General features: G+C 61.2%; 15 protein-coding genes. 6 read left to right on the forward strand and 9 right to left on the reverse strand.

The genetic code is table 11. The annotated features are described in order from the left end of the window. Both CAF79_RS14525 and CAF79_RS14530 read right to left on the reverse strand, forming a co-directional pair. Positions 1-960, reverse strand: a complete 960-nt coding sequence (locus tag CAF79_RS14525; RefSeq protein WP_007913915.1) for a MoxR family ATPase — start codon at positions 958-960, stop codon at positions 1-3. A gap of 279 nt (positions 961-1,239) precedes the next feature. Continuing rightward, positions 1,240-1,593: a hypothetical protein gene (locus tag CAF79_RS14530; RefSeq protein ID WP_085698331.1), complete on the reverse strand. Its 354-nt coding sequence runs from the start codon at positions 1,591-1,593 to the stop codon at positions 1,240-1,242. Between the two features lie 517 nt (positions 1,594-2,110). On the opposite strand from CAF79_RS14530, the gene CAF79_RS14535 reads away from it, so the two are divergent. Further along, the gene (locus CAF79_RS14535; protein WP_085698332.1) at positions 2,111-6,997 is read left to right on the forward strand and encodes an NAD-glutamate dehydrogenase; all 4,887 of its coding nucleotides are present in this window, start codon (positions 2,111-2,113) and stop codon (positions 6,995-6,997) included. Positions 6,998-7,113: 116 nt separating this feature from the next. Here CAF79_RS14535 and CAF79_RS14540 read toward each other — a convergent pair whose 3' ends face one another. The 4 genes from CAF79_RS14540 to CAF79_RS14555 all read right to left on the reverse strand — a co-directional run bounded on the left by CAF79_RS14540 (position 7,114) and on the right by CAF79_RS14555 (position 10,577). Continuing rightward, positions 7,114-7,827 (reverse strand): ATPase, encoded by a 714-nt coding sequence (locus CAF79_RS14540; protein ID WP_085698333.1) that lies wholly within the window; start codon positions 7,825-7,827, stop codon positions 7,114-7,116. Positions 7,828-8,068: 241 nt separating this feature from the next. After that, a complete protein-coding gene (locus tag CAF79_RS14545; RefSeq protein ID WP_085698334.1) occupies positions 8,069-8,488 on the reverse strand; it encodes a cupin domain-containing protein in 420 nt (139 codons plus the stop codon). 238 nt (positions 8,489-8,726) lie between these two features. Next, positions 8,727-9,020: a putative quinol monooxygenase gene (locus CAF79_RS14550; RefSeq protein ID WP_085698335.1), complete on the reverse strand. Its 294-nt coding sequence runs from the start codon at positions 9,018-9,020 to the stop codon at positions 8,727-8,729. Positions 9,021-9,140: 120 nt separating this feature from the next. Next, positions 9,141-10,577, reverse strand: a complete 1,437-nt coding sequence (locus tag CAF79_RS14555; protein ID WP_085698336.1) for a PLP-dependent aminotransferase family protein — start codon at positions 10,575-10,577, stop codon at positions 9,141-9,143. Between the two features lie 310 nt (positions 10,578-10,887). On the opposite strand from CAF79_RS14555, the gene CAF79_RS14560 reads away from it, so the two are divergent. After that, a complete protein-coding gene (locus tag CAF79_RS14560; RefSeq protein ID WP_085698337.1) occupies positions 10,888-11,328 on the forward strand; it encodes a carboxymuconolactone decarboxylase family protein in 441 nt (146 codons plus the stop codon). Between the two features lie 410 nt (positions 11,329-11,738). On the opposite strand, the gene CAF79_RS14565 is transcribed toward CAF79_RS14560, so the two are convergent. Further along, positions 11,739-12,053, reverse strand: coding sequence for a hypothetical protein (locus CAF79_RS14565; protein WP_085698338.1), 315 nt, complete (start codon positions 12,051-12,053; stop codon positions 11,739-11,741). A gap of 195 nt (positions 12,054-12,248) precedes the next feature. On the opposite strand from CAF79_RS14565, the gene CAF79_RS14570 reads away from it, so the two are divergent. From CAF79_RS14570 to CAF79_RS14580, 3 genes are read left to right on the forward strand one after another with little or no spacing between them, the layout of a single operon-like run. After that, a complete protein-coding gene (locus tag CAF79_RS14570) occupies positions 12,249-12,923 on the forward strand; it encodes a secretin and TonB N-terminal domain-containing protein (protein ID WP_085698339.1) in 675 nt (224 codons plus the stop codon). After that, positions 12,920-13,471: an RNA polymerase sigma factor gene (locus CAF79_RS14575; RefSeq protein WP_011334580.1), complete on the forward strand. Its 552-nt coding sequence runs from the start codon at positions 12,920-12,922 to the stop codon at positions 13,469-13,471. The genes CAF79_RS14570 and CAF79_RS14575 overlap by 4 nt, the downstream gene beginning before the upstream one ends. Positions 13,472-13,504: 33 nt before the next feature. Further along, the gene (locus CAF79_RS14580; RefSeq protein ID WP_085698354.1) at positions 13,505-14,443 is read left to right on the forward strand and encodes a FecR family protein; all 939 of its coding nucleotides are present in this window, start codon (positions 13,505-13,507) and stop codon (positions 14,441-14,443) included. A gap of 141 nt (positions 14,444-14,584) precedes the next feature. On the opposite strand, the gene CAF79_RS14585 is transcribed toward CAF79_RS14580, so the two are convergent. Both CAF79_RS14585 and gspH read right to left on the reverse strand, forming a co-directional pair. Continuing rightward, complete coding sequence (locus CAF79_RS14585; RefSeq protein ID WP_085698340.1) at positions 14,585-15,193, reverse strand: prepilin-type N-terminal cleavage/methylation domain-containing protein; 609 nt, start codon at positions 15,191-15,193, stop codon at positions 14,585-14,587. Then, a complete protein-coding gene (gene gspH, locus CAF79_RS14590; RefSeq protein WP_085698341.1) occupies positions 15,190-15,642 on the reverse strand; it encodes a type II secretion system minor pseudopilin GspH in 453 nt (150 codons plus the stop codon). Before gspH ends, CAF79_RS14585 begins: the two co-directional genes overlap by 4 nt. A 132-nt stretch (positions 15,643-15,774) precedes the next feature. Between gspH and CAF79_RS14595 the strand changes: the two genes are divergently transcribed. Continuing rightward, a partial coding sequence (locus CAF79_RS14595) for a general secretion pathway protein GspC (protein WP_085698342.1) occupies positions 15,775-16,134 on the forward strand: 360 nt, incomplete at its 3' end.

Genomic DNA, 16,134 nt, shown 5'->3' on the forward strand with positions numbered 1-16,134 from the left:
TCAAGCGACGGCTACGACGTCGAGAATCCGTTGCACCACCCGATCCTGGTCGATGCCGGCGGCTTCCGCCTCGAACGACAGAATGATGCGGTGACGCAACACGTCGAACAGCACGGCCTGGATGTCTTCCGGGCTGACGAAGTCGCGTCCGGCCAGCCAGGCATGGGCGCGAGCGCAGCGGTCGAGGGCGATGGAGCCGCGCGGGCTGGCGCCGTAGGCGATCCACTCGGCCATTTCCGGATCGAATTTGGCCGGGTTGCGCGTGGCCATGACCAGTTGCACGAGGTATTCCTCCACGGCGTCCGCCATGTACAGACCGAGGATTTCCTTGCGCGCGGCGAAGATCGCCTGCTGGCTGACCCGGCGCTCGGGCTTGGTTTCACCGTTCAGGGCTTCGCCCCGGGCCTGTTGCAGAATCCGGCGTTCGACGGCAGCGTCCGGGAAACCGATTTTCACGTGCATCAGGAACCGGTCGAGTTGGGCTTCGGGCAGCGGATAGGTGCCTTCCTGCTCGATCGGGTTCTGCGTGGCCATCACCAGAAACAGGGGCGACAGCTCGTAAGTGCTGCGCCCGACGCTGACCTGGCGTTCGGCCATGGCTTCGAGCAGCGCCGATTGCACCTTGGCCGGGGCTCGGTTGATTTCGTCCGCCAGCACCAGGTTGTGGAAGATCGGGCCTTGCTGGAACACAAAGCTGCCGGTTTCCGGGCGGTAGATTTCGGTGCCGGTGATGTCGGCGGGCAGCAGGTCGGGGGTGAACTGAATCCGATGGAACTGGGCTTCGATGCCCTCGGCAAGCTCTTTGATCGCTTTGGTCTTGGCCAGACCCGGAGCGCCCTCGACCAGCATGTGGCCGTCGGCGAGCAGGGCGATGAGCAAGCGCTCGATGAGTTTTTCCTGGCCGAGAATCTGCGTTGAAAGAAAGGTTCGCAGCGCCAGCAGCGCTTCACGATGTTCCATCGATGACTGTTCCTGGAAAGGGTGGCCACAGGCGTTCGGATAACGCCGGGGCTGGGGGCGTTACTTTAATCCATCGCAGGGGTGGCGACTAACGGCATTTTGCGCAAAGTGCGGGAAATGATCGGGGGATTTGTTGGAATTTTGTAGGGCGGGGGAAGTGCGGTGTTCTTTCGGGCCCTTTCGCGGGCAAGCCCGCTCCCACAATGGACCATATTCTCCTGGCAGAGCGCGGTCACTGTGGGAGCGAGCTTGCTCGCGAAGGGGCCAGTGCAGACACCCTCAAATCTGGCTGATAAAGGTGCCAGTACCCTCAAGAATGTTCTTCAGGGTTTCCTCGACTTCAGCCAAGTCCACCATGTCCGGGTTGAAGGTGATTTCAAGCACATCATCGCCATTCAACGCATCGGCATCCGCGGCCGCGATTTCGATCTTCAACTGGGTCTTGCTCAGGGTGGCCTTGACCCCGTCGAGGGTCGACGGCTCGCCATCCAGCGTGATCTCCAGTTCGTCCTCGTCCGGGTAGCGGCTCATCAGGAACATTTCGCCCTTATCGCTGTGGCAGCAGAGCATGGCCATGTTGTCTTCTTCGTCGTCGCACGGGTTGACGATCAAAAGGGCGGTGGTCATTTGCATGGGGGAATTCCTGCCTCGGCGGGCTTGTCGGTCGCAATTGGGCGCGATTCTGCCAGCCCTCGGGAATTTCTGCATGTGAGAGTGTCAGAGGATGTGTCGTGAACGCGACACAGGTCAATGGTCATTTCGGGCACGCCTGTACCGTAAAAACGGGCATTCAGACCGGCGTTCTGCCCCATGAATGCTAGTGTTTACCGATGCGCAGGCCTTGGTTTACGTGCCAATGACCGAATATGTCGCAGCACCGCAAGCAGACACATTGTCGCACCCATTAAGCTGCGCAACGGATGAGCACCCGTAAAGGCATTGCCATGGCCCCGCGAGCGGCGCCAGGCAGTCGTTTTTGCAGATGCTCATTCATGGAAGGTGAATGTGACCTGAGTGTCTCGTCCAGCTTCACCCACCTGTCACCCTGTTTCCTCTGCCCGAGATTCAGGAACAGGGCGACGGAACGCCCCGAAAGGGGTTTTGTACGCGACGCTTTCCATCAATAACAAGCCCAAGCGGAGTACCACAGATGGCGTTCTTCACCGCAGCCAGCAAAGCCGACTTCCAGCACCAACTGCAAGCGGCACTGGCGCAGCACATCAGTGAACAGGCACTGCCACAAGTGGCGCTGTTCGCTGAACAATTCTTCGGCATCATTTCCCTGGACGAGCTGACCCAACGTCGCCTCTCCGACCTCGCTGGCTGTACTCTTTCTGCGTGGCGCCTGCTTGAGCGCTTCGATCACGCGCAACCGCAAGTGCGCGTCTACAACCCCGATTACGAACGTCACGGCTGGCAGTCGACCCACACCGCGGTCGAAGTGCTGCACCATGACTTGCCGTTCCTGGTGGACTCGGTGCGTACCGAGCTGAACCGTCGCGGCTACAGCATCCACACCCTGCAGACCACCGTGCTGAGCGTGCGTCGCAACGACAAGGGCGAATTGCTGGAAATCCTGCCAAAAGGCACCACCGGCGAAGGCGTGCTGCACGAGTCGCTGATGTACCTGGAAATCGACCGCTGCGCCAACGCGGCCGAATTGAATGTGCTGTCCAAGGAACTGGAGCAGGTCCTGGGTGAAGTCCGCGTCGCGGTCGCCGATTTCGAGCCGATGAAGGCCAAGGTGCAGGAAATCCTCACCAAGCTCGATAACAGCGCATTCGCCGTCGATGCCGACGAAAAGAACGAAATCAAGAGCTTCCTGGAATGGCTGGTGGGTAACCACTTCACCTTCCTGGGTTACGAAGAATTCACCGTTGTTGATCAGGCCGATGGCGGCCACATCGAATACGACCAGAATTCGTTCCTCGGCCTGACCAAGCTGCTGCGAACCGGTCTGACCAACGAAGACCGCCACATCGAAGACTATGCCGTGAAATACCTGCGCGAACCGACACTGCTGTCGTTCGCCAAGGCCGCGCATCCGAGCCGCGTCCACCGTCCGGCCTACCCGGACTACGTGTCGATTCGCGAAATCGTTGCCGACGGCAAAGTGATCAAGGAACACCGCTTCATGGGCCTGTACACCTCGTCGGTGTATGGCGAAAGCGTGCGTGTCATCCCGTTCATCCGCCGCAAGGTCGAGGAAATCGAACGTCGCTCGGGCTTCCAGGCCAAGGCTCACCTGGGCAAGGAACTGGCTCAGGTTCTGGAAGTGCTGCCGCGTGACGACCTGTTCCAAACCCCGGTCGACGAACTGTTCAGCACCGTGATGTCGATCGTGCAGATCCAGGAACGCAACAAGATTCGTGTGTTCCTGCGCAAAGACCCGTACGGTCGTTTCTGCTACTGCCTGGCCTACGTGCCGCGCGACATCTACTCCACCGAAGTCCGCCAGAAGATCCAGCAAGTGCTGATGGAGCGTCTGAAAGCCTCCGACTGCGAATTCTGGACGTTCTTCTCCGAGTCCGTGCTGGCCCGCGTGCAACTGATCCTGCGCGTCGACCCGAGAAACCGCATCGACATCGACCCGCTGCAACTGGAAAACGAAGTGATCCAGGCCTGCCGCAGCTGGCAGGACGACTACGCCGCCCTGACCGTCGAAACCTTCGGCGAAGCCAACGGCACCAACGTGCTGGCCGATTTCCCGAAAGGCTTCCCGGCCGGCTACCGCGAGCGTTTCGCTGCGCATTCGGCCGTGGTCGACATGCAGCACCTGCTGAACCTGAGCGAGAAGAAACCACTGGCGATGAGCTTCTACCAGCCGCTGGCCTCCGGCCCGCGTGAGCTGCACTGCAAGCTGTATCACGCCGATACTCCGCTGGCACTGTCCGACGTGCTGCCGATTCTGGAAAACCTCGGCCTGCGCGTGCTCGGTGAATTCCCGTATCGCCTGCGCCACAACAACGGCCGCGAGTTCTGGATCCACGACTTCGCGTTCACCGCTGCCGAAGGTCTGGACCTGGACATCCAGCAACTCAACGACACCCTGCAGGATGCTTTCGTCCACATCGTCCGTGGCGATGCCGAGAACGATGCGTTCAACCGTCTGGTGCTGACCGCCGGCCTGCCATGGCGCGACGTTGCGCTGCTGCGTGCCTACGCCCGCTACCTGAAGCAGATCCGCCTGGGCTTCGACCTCGGCTACATCGCCAGCACCCTGAACAACCACACCGACATTGCTCGCGAACTGACCCGGTTGTTCAAGACCCGTTTCTATCTGGCCCGCAAGCTGGGCAGCGATGATCTGGACGACAAGCAACAGCGTCTGGAACAGGCCATCCTGACCGCGCTGGACGACGTTCAAGTCCTCAACGAAGACCGCATCCTGCGTCGTTACCTTGACCTGATCAAAGCGACCCTGCGCACCAACTTCTACCAGACCGACGCCAACGGCCAGAACAAGTCGTACTTCAGCTTCAAGTTCAACCCGCACTTGATCCCTGAACTGCCGAAACCGGTTCCGAAGTTCGAAATCTTCGTTTACTCGCCACGCGTCGAAGGCGTGCACCTGCGCTTCGGCAACGTTGCTCGCGGCGGCCTACGCTGGTCCGACCGTGAAGAAGACTTCCGTACCGAAGTCCTCGGCCTGGTAAAAGCCCAGCAAGTGAAGAACTCGGTCATCGTGCCGGTGGGCGCGAAGGGCGGTTTCCTGCCGCGTCGCCTGCCACTGGGCGGCAGCCGTGACGAGATCGCGGCCGAGGGCATCGCCTGCTACCGCATCTTCATCTCGGGCCTGTTGGACATCACCGACAACCTGAAGGACGGCAAACTGGTACCGCCAGTCAACGTCGTGCGTCATGACGACGATGACCCGTACCTGGTGGTCGCGGCGGACAAGGGCACTGCAACTTTCTCCGACATCGCCAACGGCATCGCCATCGACTACGGCTTCTGGCTGGGTGACGCGTTCGCGTCCGGTGGTTCGGCCGGTTACGACCACAAGAAAATGGGCATCACCGCCAAGGGTGCGTGGGTTGGCGTACAGCGCCACTTCCGCGAGCGCGGCATCAATGTCCAGGAAGACAGCATCACTGTGGTCGGCGTGGGTGACATGGCCGGTGACGTATTCGGTAACGGCCTGTTGATGTCCGACAAGTTGCAACTGGTTGCTGCGTTCAACCACATGCACATCTTCATCGACCCGAACCCGAACCCGGCCACCAGCTTCGTCGAGCGCAAGCGCATGTTCGACCTGCCGCGTTCGGCCTGGTCCGACTACGACACCAGCATCATGTCCGAAGGCGGCGGCATCTTCTCGCGCAGCGCGAAGAGCATCGCCATCTCGCCACAGATGAAAGAGCGCTTCGACATCCAGGCCGACAAGCTGACCCCGACCGAGCTGCTGAACGCCTTGCTCAAGGCGCCGGTGGATCTGCTGTGGAACGGCGGTATCGGTACTTACGTGAAAGCCAGCACCGAAAGCCACGCCGATGTCGGCGACAAGGCCAACGATGCGCTGCGCGTGAACGGCAACGAACTGCGCTGCAAAGTGGTGGGCGAGGGCGGTAACCTCGGCATGACCCAACTGGGTCGTGTGGAGTTCGGTCTCAATGGCGGCGGTTCCAACACCGACTTCATCGACAACGCCGGTGGCGTGGACTGCTCCGACCACGAAGTCAACATCAAGATCCTGCTGAACGAAGTGGTTCAGGCCGGCGACATGACCGACAAGCAACGCAACCAGTTGCTGGCGAGCATGACCGACGAAGTCGGTGGTCTGGTGCTGGGCAACAACTACAAGCAGACTCAGGCCCTGTCCCTGGCGGCCCGTCGTGCCTACGCACGCATCGCCGAGTACAAACGTCTGATGGGCGACCTGGAAGCCCGTGGCAAGCTGGATCGCGCCATCGAGTTCCTGCCGACCGAAGAGCAACTGGCCGAACGCGTTGCCGAAGGCCACGGTCTGACCCGTCCTGAACTGTCGGTACTGATCTCGTACAGCAAAATCGACCTCAAGGAGCAGCTGCTGGGCTCCCTGGTGCCGGACGACGACTACTTGACCCGCGACATGGAAACGGCGTTCCCGCCGACCCTGGTCAGCAAGTTCTCCGAAGCCATGCGTCGTCACCGCCTGAAGCGCGAGATCGTCAGCACCCAGATCGCCAACGATCTGGTCAACCACATGGGCATCACCTTCGTTCAGCGACTCAAAGAGTCCACCGGCATGACCCCGGCGAACGTGGCGGGCGCTTACGTGATCGTGCGCGACATCTTCCACCTCCCGCACTGGTTCCGTCAGATCGAAGCGCTGGACTATCAGGTCTCCGCTGACGTGCAACTGGAGCTGATGGACGAGCTGATGCGTCTGGGCCGCCGCGCTACGCGCTGGTTCCTGCGTGCCCGCCGCAACGAGCAGAACGCTGCCCGTGACGTCGCGCATTTCGGTCCGCACCTGAAAGAGCTGGGCCTGAAGCTGGACGAGCTGCTGAGCGGCGAAATCCGCGAGAACTGGCAAGAGCGTTATCAGGCTTACGTGGCTGCCGGTGTACCGGAACTGCTGGCGCGTATGGTGGCGGGTACGACCCACCTCTACACGCTGCTGCCGATCATCGAAGCGGCCGACGTGACCGGTCAGGATCCAGCCGAAGTGGCCAAGGCGTACTTCGCCGTGGGCAGCGCGCTGGACATCACCTGGTACATTTCGCAGATCAGCGCCTTGCCGGTTGAAAACAACTGGCAAGCCCTGGCCCGCGAAGCGTTCCGCGACGACGTCGACTGGCAGCAACGCGCGATCACCATCGCCGTTCTGCAAGCCGGCGGCGGTGATTCGGACGTGGAAACCCGTCTGGCACTGTGGATGAAGCAGAACGACGCCATGATCGAACGCTGGCGCGCCATGCTGGTGGAAATCCGTGCCGCCAGCGGCACCGATTACGCCATGTACGCGGTGGCCAACCGTGAGCTGAACGACGTGGCGCTGAGCGGTCAGGCGGTTGTGCCTGCTGCGGCGACTGCGGAGCTTGAGCTTGCTTGAGTAGCCGTTGAATGAAAAAGCCCCGGCATCGAGAGATGCCGGGGCTTTTTCATGGCGGCTGGATTTGTATTGTTTGATCCGGCCTCATCGCTGGCAAGTCGATTAGGCCCTGTTTTTCACTGCAAGTTATGTGTTTGTTTGTTATCAAGCATCGATACTTTATCTGCCGGCCTGGTCAGTAAATTACTGAGCGACTGGTCAAACTTCTGCAACGCCCGAACCTGAACTTCCTGCTGCTGATTAATATCCGCAACAATCTCCTCCGAACGCTTGAAGTCCGCCCAAATCGGCGTTAACTCTTTCGCCTCGGAGCCTTTCGCCGTCCCGATATAGTTGAACTTGCCGTCATAGAAATCCGCACTCACATCGGCCTTGATGTCCGAACTGCGTGAAGTAATCAACTGGCTGTGAGTATCGACGATCGCCACCACATCCGGATTCGCCGCACGCAGGCTCTGCATGTCCGGGTACACCGTGACTGAGCCGAACTGGCGTTGCAGCGAGGCTTTCACCCAATCCACCGCCATGTCCGGTTTTGAAGTGGCGACGTAGGCGTCATGAATCGGCTGCACCAGCAGACTCTGACCAAAACCGGTGCCGGCGTTGGCCTGGTAGTCGCGCAGGTATTCGCGGTTGGTCTGGGTGCTCGGGCTGTAGACGACGCCCAGCGAGACACCGGGACCGCTTTTGACCTGGTTGGCGCTGCTGCGACCCACCGGTTGGGTGAACAGGGTGTCGAGGGAGGAAACCGCTTTCGGGGCGGTAGGAACAGAACAGGCTGACAACGCTAAAACCGATATCGCCAAGGTACTGGCAAAGGCAAGTTTCATGGTGAGTCTCCCGTGAAGCAACTTCAGTCGGAAAGTCAGAGATGTCGGGGTTGATTAAATGCAACCGGCGACAGTTGCCTCAGACTACTCCCGCCAAACTGAAAACAACCTGACAATTTGCTGAATGACTGTCATGCAATAGTTTTATTGGCTGTAAGCGTTCTTGATTAATTGCCGCGGGTAATAAAAAAGGCGCAAATCAATCATTTGCGCCTTTTATTTATGGCTGCTTGAACAACCATCAGTTTTTCAATGGGATCAGCACTTGCTCGTCTGGTGACAACACCATGAACACCAGCAACTTGGCAGGTTTGGTTTTGCTGGCGTTTTTCGACACCAGATGTTCGGAACCGGCCGGCTCGTACCAGTACTGGCCCTTCTTGTAGGTGATCGGTTGTTCGCCCTTGACCTGAGAAGTCACTTCGCCTTCGAGCACATAGGCCATCGCCGTGCCGTCGTGTTTGTGGGCGATGGAGGACTGGCCGGGTTTGTAATCGACTTCGATCATCATGGCTTTTTTGCCGGGGACGTTTTTCAGCATCTGGTCCTGGAGGACCGAGATTTTCTCGGAAGGGGAATCGGTGCCGTGGGCCAGTGCCGAAGCGCTGATGGTGAGGGCCAGAGCGGCGAGCGGGGCGGCAAGCAAGTGCAGGACTTTCATGTGATCACCTGATAAGTGGGGGAGTCGGTCATCACAGTAGTCCGCGTGCCGGGGTATTCAAACGGCCAATATTCGGGAAGTTCGGGTGACCAATCTGGGGGATGTCAGCGCTTTCGAATACGCCATCGCGAGCAAGCTCGCTCCCACAGTGTTCTGTGTCGTTCATATTATTAGTGAACTGCACGAAACCCTGTGGGAGCGGGCTTGCTCCGGGCGGCGTTCCGACGAAGGCGTCGGATCAGACGATAGGGAAACTGTTGAAATCCACGCTATTGGCCAGACGACTGTCGATCAGGTCGATGAAGCCCTGGGCTTCCGGGCGATTGAAATGCGCCTGCATTGCCGCTTCCGACTGCCAGCGGGCGCTGACCGTCCAGCGGTGGCTGTCCTCGGGGCAGCGGTCGACCAGGTAGGAATCGCAGCCCGGAGTTTCGCGCAGGGTTTCGACGATCTTCTGCAACTGCTTGCCCAGCTCCTCCGATCGGCCGGCGGCAGCCTGCACCTGTACGGTGTTGATCACTTCGTTGGACATTGCTCACACTCCTGAATCAGGCCGGACGAATCCTGCTCATTGAGGGATAACGCTTGTGCAGAATAGGCCTGCGCCCCCGGATCACCAATAACCAATCGGCGGTTAATCATTTAGTCCAATCTAACCAACGACCTGTTGCAGAATGTCGCGCAGGCGGTCGAGCGCGATGTCGATGTCCAGCGTTTCGATAGCACCGAAGCCGAAATACATCCCGTTTTTTGCCGGTTGCTGGTGATAGAAGCCATTGATGGCGTACAGCCCGACTTCGACTTTTTTCGCCAGTTCGATCACCAGCGGCAAGTCGATCGGCACCTTGCAGAACACCGCCATGTGAAATCCTGCACTGGGCGGCACGGCCTCCAGCCACGGCGACAGGTCAGTGGCCATGCGCGCGAGAATCCGTTCACGGCGCTGGGCATAAATCGTGTGGCAGCGGCGGATGTGCTTGAGCAGACAGCCTTCGGCGATGAACTTGGCCAGCGCCCATTGGGGCAGGGTGGAGGCATGCAAATCGGTGAGTTGCTTGGCGCGGATCACCGCTTCGAGAATCGCCGGCGGCAGGATGGCGTAGCCGAGGCGCAGCTCCGGCAACAGGGTTTTCGAGAAGGTGCCGACGTAGGCAACGATACCGCGCTGATCGAGGTTGTGTAGCGAGTCGGTCGGCCGGCCCTCGTAGCGGAACTCGCTGTCATAGTCGTCCTCGATGATGATCGCGCCGAGTTCATAGGCCCGTTCGAGCAGGGCTTCGCGCCGCGCCTGGCTCATCGGCATGCCCAGCGGGAACTGGTGCGATGGCGTCACGTAGATCAACCGCGTGCCCTCGGGAATCCGTTCAACCTGAATGCCTTCGGCATCCACCGGCACGCCGACCACCGTCGCCCCGTGAGTGCCGAACAGCAGCCGCGCCGGCGGATAGCCGGGATCTTCCATCGCCACCAGACTGCCGGGGCGAATCAACACGCGGGTGATCAGATCCAGCGCCTGTTGTGCGCCGTTGCACACCACGATGTCTTCGTCCTGACAGTTCACGCCACGGGAAAACGCGATGTGCCGGGCAATCGCATTGCGCAGCGCCGGCAGGCCTTCCGGCACGCTGTAGAAACCCTTGGAATTGGCCATCTGCCGCAGGGCATGAGAGACGCAGCGGCGCCAGTCATCCTGGGGAAACTGGCCCTTGCTGGTGGCGCCGCCGATAAAGTCGTAACGCAGCGAGCCCTCGAGCGTCGGATGGCGCAGGAACACCGGCAGATTGCGCCAGCTCTCGATCACCTCGGAACTGGCCAGCTCGGAATGGCTTTGCTTGCGCTGCACCGGCGTCGAGCGGGCGTTGACGTAAGTGCCTTTGCCGATGACGCCAGTGAGGAAATTCTCGTAAGTCAGCTGCGCGTAAGTGTCGGAAATGGTCTTGCGCGAGATCCCCAATTGCTCGGCGAGCAAACGGCTCGGCGGCAGTTGCGTGCCGGCAGCCAGACGCCCGGACTCAATGGCGCCGCGCAGTTGCTGGTACAACTGACCGGCCAGATCCTTGCGGCCGTTGATCACGACATGAAGTTCCATACCGACGGGGCTCCCGGGGGCGACTGAAGTGTCGGCCAGATTACCCCCGAATGCACGCGGGGCAGAAGTTGAGTAGTGAAAATCTCCGAAATTGGCGCAGAACCCTGTGGGAGCGAGCTTGCTCGCGAAAGCAGTGTGTCAGTTGACATCAATGTTGAATGTAATGCCCCCATCGCGAGCAAGCTCGCTCCCACAGGTTTCGTGTTTTGCCTGGATCAGTGGTCTGCCGGTTTTCCGTGCAATTGGGGCTGTAACGCTGGCGCATCAGCGCTTACCGTGAAATCACTCTTCTGCTGCCCGAGGCCCGACCATGTCCCCGCGTCTGGATTACTACAGCGCTTCACCCAAAGCCATGAAAGCGATGATTGCCCTGGAAGCGCTGACCAGCAGCCTGAGCATCGAACCGCCGTTGCTGCACCTGATCAAGATCCGCGCCTCGCAGCTCAACGGCTGCGCCTTCTGCACCGACATGCACTCCGTGGAAGCACGGCGGGCAGGGGAGACGGATCGACGGCTTTACGCCATTGCGGTCTGGCGCGACAGCGGCTTCTTCAACCTGCGCGAGCGTGCGGCGCTGGGCTGGACCGAGGCTGTCACGCTGCTGGCCGATAGCCGGGTGCCTGACGACGTTTACCAGCGGGCGCGGGAACAGTTCAACGAGACCGAACTGGTGGACCTGACCATGGCCGTCAGCACCATCAACAGCTGGAATCGGTTGGCGGTGAGCTTCCGTCAGATTCCCAGCGATTGATCACAAGCCATCCATCGCTGCGCCCCCTACACGCTGATCGTTCCCATGCTCCGCGTGGGAATGCCTCAAGGGACGCTCCGCGTCCAGTGACGCGGAGCGTCACGGGCTGCATTCCCACGCGGGAGCGTGGGAATGATCAGGTGAAAGCTGGTTCGGTGGCTGTGGTTTTGATCGTTCCCATGCTCTGCGTGGGAATGCCTCTGGGGACGCTCCGCGTCCAGTGACGCAGAGCGTCACGGGCTGCATTCCCACGCAGGAGCGTGGGAACGATCAGGTGAAAGCTGGTTCGGTGGCTGTGGTTTTGATCGTTCCCATGCTCCGCGTGGGAATGCCTCTGGGGACGCTCCGCGTCCAGTGACGCGGAGCGTCACGGGCTGCATTCCCACGCGGGAGCGTGGGAACGATCAAAGCTAGTTCGGCGGGCGCTGCGGTTTCACCGACGTGCCAAACGTATTGCCCATCCGCGTACTGGTGGCCGCTGGCGTCGCCAGTCCCACCTGATTCGGCGGGCGCTTGTTGACCGGCACATTCATCGCTTCCTGATTCTTCTGCGCAGCCGCCGCGCCGTCAGGGTTGTTGCCCATCTGCTGGCTCAGGCAGTCGTAATTCGGCGCCTTGTAGCCACCCACCGTCACCTCGACGCAGCCCAGCGGCTCCTCCGCATATGCAGCGCTAAACACCGTCAGCAACAATCCGCCGAGGGCGACTTTCCAGACTGATTTCATGCCTGCCTCCTGGCCGGCCCGAAGGGGCCGCTCTGACTCAAGAGTCTAGTGCAACGGCGGCGCCGATCCCGTGATGGTTTTTTTGCAGTGGCCGTCACACCAGATTCATAAACAGCCCTCAGGATGACGGTTTTCAGGGGTGCATCAGCCGTGCAGCGAGGCCGTGCCAGGGAGGAGTTTGCGCGCTCAGCGCTCATGCGCCAGCTCTGTCTGGGGCTGCTGCTTGGCTTGTTTTTGAGCCGCGCCAGCGCCGACCCGGTGCCGGCGACGATGCGCATGACGCTGCACATCCCGGCCCAGGAACTGGCCCGCGCCCTCGATCAGTTCAGCCGCGCCACCGGCATGGCGGTGCTGGTCGACAGCCAGTTGAGTCGCGGTCGACGCTCCCTGGCGGTGGATGGCGAATTCACCGCCGCCGAAGCGTTGCGCCGGATGCTCGGCGGCAGTGGCTTGATGGCAAAGTACAGCCGCGACGACGCGTTCACCTTGCAGGTCGCGCAAGTCGAGGACGTGCCGTTGCCGGCGGAGAAACCGACCCCCGCCAGCGCAGCCGTCAACCGTAGCTACGCCACGGCGGTGCAGGCCGCGATTGAGCGCAACCTGTGCCGCTCGCCGCTGACCCGGCCCGGCAGTTTTCGTGCGGTGTTGCAGTTGTGGATCGGTCGCGACGGCGTGGTGCAGCACAACCGGTTGGTCACTTCCACCGGTGATGTTCGGCGCGATGCCGCGCTGGTAGACAGTTTTCACACGCTCAAAATCGACCGGCCCACACCCGGCGCATTGCGCCAGCCAGTCACGTTGCTGTTGTTACCCGAATCGTCAGGAAAGCGCATGGAATGCACACAATGGGAAGGAGTTTCCGGGGGATGAAAGACGCCGGACAAAGTTCGATGGTCCAGCTGTTCCTGACGTCCTACGAGGACTTTCGGGTGCGCCTGCGACGCCGTCTCGGCTCGGAGGACCTGGCCAACGACGTGCTGCACGAAACCTACCTGCGGGTCGACCGCATGGAAGCGCCGCCGAACCTGCTGCGGCCCAACGCTTACCTCTATCGCATGGCCCTGAACATCGCCGCCGACCGCCGCCAGGCCGATGCACGATTGCTCACCGGCAGCGAAGTCGAAGAACTGCTGCAAGTCAGCGACGAAGCGCTGGACCCGATGCGCGTGGTCGGCGGCCAGAAGGAAATCCAGTCGCTGCTCAGCGCCCTCTACGAGCTGCCGGCCCGGCGCCGCCGGATCTTCATCGCCGCACGTTTGGAGGAAGCGCCGCACCTGGAAATCTCCCAGCGTTTCGGCATTTCCACGCGCATGGTCGAGAAGGAAATCAAGGCTGCCCTCGGACACTGCGCGGCCAAATTGGAAAGAAAAGTGTTTCAGCGGTTCGGTCGCGGGGCCGGAAAACCGTCTAGTGAATGAAGCTCCCGATCAACCCGTCGAGTACCTGTGCGTTTGAACATCTTCCGTCTGACACCTGCCGAGCCCACGCCTGCCGAGCGTCTGCAAAGCGAAGCCCGCGACTGGCTGATCCTGCTGACCTCCGGCCGCGCCACGGTCGCCGACGCCCGTGCGCTGCGCCAGTGGTGCGCGCAAAGCCCCGAACACGCCCGCGCCTTCGAAGAGTGCAAGGCGTTGTGGCACCTGCTGCAACCGGCGGCGGAAGAATTGCAGGCGCCACGACGGTTCGGACGACGGGCCTTTCTCGGCGGCGCGATTGCCGCATCGGCGGCGTTCCTGCTGGTTCGCGGCACGATCCCGGGCGGGTTCTCCGGCCTTGGCGCCGATTACATCACCGAAGTCGGCCAGCAACGTCGCGTCGAACCGGCCGATGGCTTGAGCCTGGAACTGAACACCCAGACCCGCATCAACCAGCGTTCGGTGGATGAGGGCGTGCAAGGTTTTGAACTGGTCAGCGGCGAAGTCGAAGTGCAGACCGCACGCCTGCCGATGGCGATGCAGGCCGGTGGCGGCTGGTTGCGGGCGAGCAGGGCGCGGTTCAACCTGCGCAACCTCGATCAACAGGTGTGCGTGACGTGCCTCGATGGCGCGGTGGATGTGGAAGTCGAAGGCCGCAGCCTGCGCCTGGAACCGGGTCAGCAATTGACCTATGACGCGCAACAGGTTGGCACTGTGCAAAGCGTCGACACGGCGGCGGTGACCAACTGGCGCCAGCAAATGCTTGTGTTCAACGGCGCGACCCTGAGCCAGATGATCGACGAGATCAACCGCTATCGGCCGGGGATGTTGCTGCTGCTCAACCGCGAACTCGGCCAACGCCGCGTACAGGCACGTTTCTCCCTCGACCAACTGGCCGGCGTAGGCGCACTGATCCGCGATGCCTACGGCGTCAAATGCACCGAGTTGCCGGGCGGCGTAGTCGTCCTCAGCTAACCCAACACAACACCCACAAACACCCCAGAACCCTGTGGGAGCGAGCTTGCTCGCGAAAGCGGTAGTTCAGGCAATGAGATGTTGAATGTTCCGGCCCCTTCGCGAGCAAGCTCGCTCCCACAGTGACCTAAGTGACTTCAATTACTGCAACGGCCCCATCACCTGCCGATACTTCTCCACCCCCTGCGGTGTCTCCCGAGTCAACCGCACCTCCAACCCCAACGGATCCTCCCGCCGATTCCCGCTCAACTGCCGCCACCCCTTGTCCGCCTCCCAAACCCGCACCTGCAAATCACTCACCTCACCCAACACCGCCACCCCAGCCGTAGGCGCCGGCAACGGATACCGACTGCGCGCCGGTGCCACCGCGCGATACAGCGTGTCCCCCTTGAGCCACCAGCGCACCCGCTGCAAAGCCCCCGGCTGATCCGCCGCGCTACGAATGATGTCCAGCCGGAACCCCTTGCTGTCACTGCTGCGCACCGTAACGGCAGGCGGGGCCGTCGCCGGTTCATCCTCGGTGCCGACCTTCTTCGGCTCCGTCAATTCGATCCCGGCGCGCATCTCCACATCCCGCTGCATCTGATTCAACGCCCGCAACAGGCTGTCACTCTGCTCGCCACTGGCCTGCAAATGGCTGTCGGCGCGGGTGACACTGTCCAGCCCCTTCCAGGCAATCAGACTGACCACCGCCATCAACAGAATCGCGACCATCACCTCGATCAGCGTAAAACCTTGTTGTCTGTTCATTGCACGCTGATCCGGCCCGAAGCATCGCGCAGCACACTCAACCGATTGAGCCCGTCAGACAGCGTCAACTGCAGCGGCGGATTGATCCACTCCGCGTTGAGCACCACTTTCTGCTTCGGCTCCACCCGCACCTCCAGCTTCGGACTCTGCCAGGGACGCGGCCGCAACTGCGGGTCCCGATCGAAATGATCAAAACCCTTGCCACTGTCACTGCGCCGACTGAACCGAAACCCCTTGCCATCGCTCAACCACGCAATCGGCCGACCGTCGGCGCGGGCCTCAGCCTGGGCAATCTGCAGCAACTGCGCCACGCGCTCGGCGTCCTTGCGCAGCAACTGCAACGGATCGGGCTTGATACTCAAACTGATCGCCGCACTGGCGATACCGATGATCACCAGCACCACCATCAACTCGATCAGCGTAAAACCCTGCTGCCTGTCCCGGTTCATCGAATGCGCACTCCCTAGCGTCCAGCCCGTCCCAAAAAACCATCCTGCACGGCCAACATGTAAGGCGTGTGAAATAAAACCGTGAGAATTGCCGCGTAGTCTGGTCACCGGGACTAAAAGGAGATTCAGCCCATGAGATTCGCCGCACGCTTTTCACCCCCCCAAATCATCCAGGCCGCCGCACTGCTGGCCGCCCTGGTCGGCATCGCCACCTGGTCATCCCTGCTCCTGACCACCGCCGAATCCCACACCCCGGCGGCCACGCCGCAACTGCTCGCGGCGCGCAGCGATAACCCGGCGTTGCAGTGGTTTTCCAACCGCACGGCGCCGGTGGAGATCAAGGTCAGCGGTGTGATGGCGGGGAGTCGAGGGGCGGTGGCGATCCTCAGCCTCAACGACGGACCGCCGAGGAGTTTTTTGCAGGGGGAGCGGGTGAGTCCTGGGGTGAAGTTGGTGGCGGTGGAGGGGAATGGGGTGGTGATTGAGCAGGGT

The organism is Pseudomonas sp. B26(2017) (assembly GCF_002113045.1).
Taxonomy (GTDB): Bacteria; Pseudomonadota; Gammaproteobacteria; order Pseudomonadales; family Pseudomonadaceae; genus Aquipseudomonas.

What these genes read in the sequence shown, in the direction of transcription:
- CAF79_RS14545 (WP_085698334.1), bottom strand. Translation starts at nt 8,488, where the DNA reads ATGAAAGTCCTGCACTTGCTTGCCGCCCCGCTCGCCGCTCTGGCCCTC.
- CAF79_RS14555 (WP_085698336.1), bottom strand. Translation starts at nt 10,577, where the DNA reads ATGGAACTTCATGTCGTGATCAACGGCCGCAAGGATCTGGCCGGTCAG.
- CAF79_RS14530 (WP_085698331.1), bottom strand. Translation starts at nt 1,593, where the DNA reads ATGCAAATGACCACCGCCCTTTTGATCGTCAACCCGTGCGACGACGAA.
- CAF79_RS14575 (WP_011334580.1), top strand. Translation starts at nt 12,920, where the DNA reads ATGAAAGACGCCGGACAAAGTTCGATGGTCCAGCTGTTCCTGACGTCC.
- CAF79_RS14550 (WP_085698335.1), bottom strand. Translation starts at nt 9,020, where the DNA reads ATGTCCAACGAAGTGATCAACACCGTACAGGTGCAGGCTGCCGCCGGC.
- CAF79_RS14525 (WP_007913915.1), bottom strand. Translation starts at nt 960, where the DNA reads ATGGAACATCGTGAAGCGCTGCTGGCGCTGCGAACCTTTCTTTCAACG.
- CAF79_RS14535 (WP_085698332.1), top strand. Translation starts at nt 2,111, where the DNA reads ATGGCGTTCTTCACCGCAGCCAGCAAAGCCGACTTCCAGCACCAACTG.
- CAF79_RS14560 (WP_085698337.1), top strand. Translation starts at nt 10,888, where the DNA reads ATGTCCCCGCGTCTGGATTACTACAGCGCTTCACCCAAAGCCATGAAA.
- CAF79_RS14585 (WP_085698340.1), bottom strand. Translation starts at nt 15,193, where the DNA reads ATGAACAGACAACAAGGTTTTACGCTGATCGAGGTGATGGTCGCGATT.
- CAF79_RS14565 (WP_085698338.1), bottom strand. Translation starts at nt 12,053, where the DNA reads ATGAAATCAGTCTGGAAAGTCGCCCTCGGCGGATTGTTGCTGACGGTG.
- CAF79_RS14570 (WP_085698339.1), top strand. Translation starts at nt 12,249, where the DNA reads ATGCGCCAGCTCTGTCTGGGGCTGCTGCTTGGCTTGTTTTTGAGCCGC.
- gspH (WP_085698341.1), bottom strand. Translation starts at nt 15,642, where the DNA reads ATGAACCGGGACAGGCAGCAGGGTTTTACGCTGATCGAGTTGATGGTG.
- CAF79_RS14540 (WP_085698333.1), bottom strand. Translation starts at nt 7,827, where the DNA reads ATGAAACTTGCCTTTGCCAGTACCTTGGCGATATCGGTTTTAGCGTTG.